At 69.6% G+C, this 3,666-nt stretch carries 5 protein-coding genes; 3 read left to right on the top strand and 2 right to left on the bottom strand.

Annotation, left to right across the window (positions count from 1 at the left end; all coding sequences use genetic code 11):
• Positions 1-316 precede the first annotated feature (316 nt).
• Positions 317-940: a hypothetical protein gene (locus Q4P07_RS03770; RefSeq protein WP_303373554.1), complete on the top strand. Its 624-nt coding sequence runs from the start codon at positions 317-319 to the stop codon at positions 938-940.
• Positions 941-982: 42 nt separating this feature from the next.
• Here Q4P07_RS03770 and Q4P07_RS03765 read toward each other — a convergent pair whose 3' ends face one another.
• Positions 983-1,978 (bottom strand): o-succinylbenzoate synthase, encoded by a 996-nt coding sequence (locus Q4P07_RS03765; protein ID WP_303373553.1) that lies wholly within the window; start codon positions 1,976-1,978, stop codon positions 983-985.
• 35 nt (positions 1,979-2,013) lie between these two features.
• The gene (locus Q4P07_RS03760; RefSeq protein ID WP_303373552.1) at positions 2,014-2,427 is read right to left on the bottom strand and encodes a VOC family protein; all 414 of its coding nucleotides are present in this window, start codon (positions 2,425-2,427) and stop codon (positions 2,014-2,016) included.
• 63 nt (positions 2,428-2,490) lie between these two features.
• Between Q4P07_RS03760 and Q4P07_RS03755 the strand changes: the two genes are divergently transcribed.
• Entirely contained in the window at positions 2,491-3,411 is a 921-nt protein-coding gene (locus tag Q4P07_RS03755; RefSeq protein WP_303373569.1) for a 1,4-dihydroxy-2-naphthoyl-CoA synthase, read from the top strand.
• A 75-nt stretch (positions 3,412-3,486) separates the two neighbouring features.
• A partial coding sequence (locus tag Q4P07_RS03750) for a hypothetical protein (RefSeq protein ID WP_303373551.1) occupies positions 3,487-3,666 on the top strand: 180 nt, incomplete at its 3' end.

The following is a 3,666-nucleotide window of genomic DNA, read 5'->3' as shown; positions in this document are numbered from 1 at the left end:
TGATGCGGATGCTTGAGGATATCGTCCGCGGGGACGCAGCGCGAACCACCGCGCTGCGGCGCCGGGCCCTGGCACCTATCCCCAGGAGGCGGCCAGAGAGGTGGGCTGCCGCAGGACGGCGCTGCATCCGAGACCGTCGTCGAGCCGCCGCGGCCGTGCAAGGACTCTCACCCAGAGACCTCGCCGAGCCCCGCCGACTCCTGCACAGTCTTCTTGACGCCTGGCGTCCGACCCGGGCACGCTTGGGGTGCATCGCGGTAGAATCCGCGCCTTCGGGTGGTCTGACTTCAGACACCCCTGACGAGAGGTGCGCACCATGGCGCTGTCCAGTCATCCGGCTCTCTCCGCACTCTCGGCGGTCCTGGCGGACGCCGCCGCCACCCTCCAGGTCCCTGTCCAGGAGGTCACCGTCGAGCTGATGGAAGCAAGGGTGTGGCCCGACACCGGAATGGGCCTGCCGGGCGGCGGCGGTCGCGCCCTGACCCCTGGCTACCTGGTCCGGCTGGGCGACGGGACGATTTACCGCACGGACCAGCAGGGGCACGTGGCGCGCGACGAGTCCAACCAGGACCCAGATCACAGCAGCGGCCCCCGGCCGGACACAGAGATCCGGCTGCGCTACACGGAGGAGGGTGGGATAACTGGGCGGCCGATCTCGTTTGAGACCGACAGCACCCGGCTCTCGGAGGACGACGAGGCCGAGCTGATCAGACTGGTGACGGAGTGCGACTTCTTCAACATCCGCAACGCCAAACCCGGACCCCCCATCCCCGACGGAGTCACTACTCGCCTGTGGATCGCCCGATCTCGATGGAACCACGAGGTCGTTCGCGGCGACGGGCTCGAGATGGAAGACACCGAGGCATTCCACGCGTTGGTGGCCTGGGTCGCGGAGCGGATACCCCCGAGGTTCCCCGGTAGCGCGATGCATGTGGAGTGAGCACGGGACAGGGTGAGCTCTGCCGCTCGCCACGAGGGAGCTTCAGAGGAGGGCGTGAGCGCGGCTCAGTCGGTCACGCCACCACCGCTCGCGCTCCGCGCTGCCCCGGTATGCCGTGAGCTGGCCGGGGTCCACTGCCTCGCGGGTCGCGTCAGCCAAAGCAACCGTGAGCAGCCCGTCCCGCGGCACCAAGGGGTCGGGCACGACGTCAGCGGCCAGGAGGGCGGCCGTGCCGAGGCCACAGTCGTGGTCGAGCTGCGGCAGCGCGGCCGCGAGGCGGACGCCGGCGGCCAGTCCCACCGAGGTGTCCAGGGCAGAAGAGACGACGGCCGGCAGACCGCACGCCAGGACGATCTCCAGCGCCCGCGCTACCCCTCCGAGGGGAGCGACCTTGACCACGATGAGGTCGGCAGCCCGCTCGCGCGCCACGCGCAGGGGGTCCTCGGCTCGCCGGATCGACTCGTCAGCGGCGATCGGCACATCCACGCCCGACCGGGCCATCCTGAGCCGCAGCGCGGCCAGCTCCTCGACGGTGGCGCAGGGCTGCTCGGCATACTCCAGCCCCAGCGGGGCCAGTGCGGTCAGCGCTTCCACCGCGGCATCCAGCGACCAGGCACCGTTAGCATCGATCCTGATCCGCGCCTGCGGGCCCAGCAGCCGCCGCACCTCGATCACCCGCGCCAGGTCGTCGGCGAGGCTCTGACCCTGCTCCGCGACCTTGACCTTCGCGGTGCGATGCACGTCATACCTCGCCAGCACCGACTCGACCTGCGCCGCCGGGACCGCGGGAACGGTCGCGTTGACTCCGACCTCGGCACGGATCGGCGGCGGAATGTCGCCCCACCCCAGCTCCACAGCAGCGGCGAGCCACCTGCTGGCGTCGGCATCGTCATACTCCGGGAAGGGCGCCCACTCGGCCCACCCCTTCGGCCCACGGAGGATCACCGCCTCGCGCTCGGTCACCCCCCGGAAGCGAAGACGCAAAGGCAACCGCACGACATGCGCGGCCGAGAGGAGTTCGCCCAGGTCGGGGACCATGCGGCCAGCCTATGGCGACCGTCCGAGCGCTCAGGTCAGGAGTCGCGGGAGCTGAGGACGCAGAACTCGTTGCCCTCGGGGTCTGCGAGCACGGTCCACGACACCCGCGCCTCCTCCTGACCCACCTCGACCTTGGTCGCGCCGAGCGCGAGGAGGCGCGCGATCTCCCCGTCACGGTCCTGGGACAGGTGCGGAGCCAGGTCGATGTGCAGCCGGTTCTTGACGGTCTTGCCCTCCGGCACCGGGACAAACACGAGGCCCTGACCGCGCCGCATCCACTCCTGCACCGTCGCAACCTGCAAGGGCTCCTCGAGGACGTGCGCGGGGACGGCGACCGCTTCGTCCGGGGTGTCGTAGACGATCGTCCAGTCCAGCACCTCCGCCCACCACCGGGCCTGGGCTTGGGGGTCCTGGCAGTCGACGACGAGGGTGTACCACTTCAGTGCCATGCGCCTATCGTGTCGCCTGTGACCAACCAGAGCACTTCGAAACCCGACCCTGGCGGACAGGACGTGTCCCAGACCTTTGACCCGCAGTCCTGGATCGAGGTGCCCGGCTTCGATTTCACCGACCTCACCTATCACCGGCACGTCGAGCTTGGCTGCGTCCGGATCGCCTTCGACCGGCCGGAGGTCCGCAACGCGTTCCGACCGCACACCGTCGACGAGCTCTACCGCGCCCTCGATCACGCCAGAATGACCCCCGATGTCGGGGTCGTCCTCCTCACCGGCAACGGCCCTTCCCGCAAGGACGGCGGTTGGGCGTTCTGCTCCGGCGGTGACCAGCGCATCCGCGGCCGGAGCGGCTATCAGTATGCCCAGACCCCGGACGCCGACCCCACCGCGGCGGGGGTGGACGCGGCCCGCGTCAAGGCCGAAGGAGGGCGCCTGCACATCCTGGAGGTCCAGCGCCTGATCCGGACCATGCCCAAGATCGTCATCGCCGTCGTCAACGGCTGGGCTGCTGGCGGCGGTCACAGCCTCCACGTCATCTGCGATCTGACGATCGCCTCCCGCGAGCATGCCCGCTTCAAGCAGACCGACGCCGACGTCGGCAGCTTCGACGCCGGCTACGGCTCTGCCTACCTCGCGAAGGCGGTCGGCCAGAAGTTCGCCCGCGAGATCTTCTTCCTCGGCCGTCCCTACGACGCGGAGACGATGCAACGGATGGGCGCGGTCAATATCGTCACCGACCACGCCGACCTGGAGGCCGAGTCGATCCAGGTGGCGCGCGAGATCCTGGGAAAGAGCCCGACCGCGCAGCGCATGCTGAAGTTTGCCTTCAACCTCACCGACGACGGCCTCATGGGACAGCAGGTTTTCGCCGGGGAGGCGACGCGCCTGGCGTACATGACCGACGAGGCGGTGGAGGGCAAAGAGTCGTTCCTGGACAAGCGTGCCCCTGACTGGTCACCCTTCCCCTGGTACTTCTGACCCTGGACGCGGTGGTCAACCGTGCGACACTAAATGGCCAATGTGCTTCTCGAGCCCCAGGGGAGGACCCCGCACATGCGCGCCCTCAGTATCGTCACCGCCCTCGCCGTGTCCGCACTCACGCTGACCGGATGCAGCGACACCGGCACGTCCACGACCACGCAGCCAACGCCACCCACCTCCCTCAGCGACGACGCCGCCGCCGCGTCGAGCGAGCCCGGCGAGGACTCCGCAGCGACCTCCTCGCCCGTCGAT

Origin of the sequence: Ornithinimicrobium sp. (assembly GCF_030537745.1) — a bacterium.
GTDB lineage: Bacteria > Actinomycetota > Actinomycetes > Actinomycetales > Dermatophilaceae > Ornithinicoccus.
This window is presented reverse-complemented; position numbering and strand designations above follow the sequence as displayed.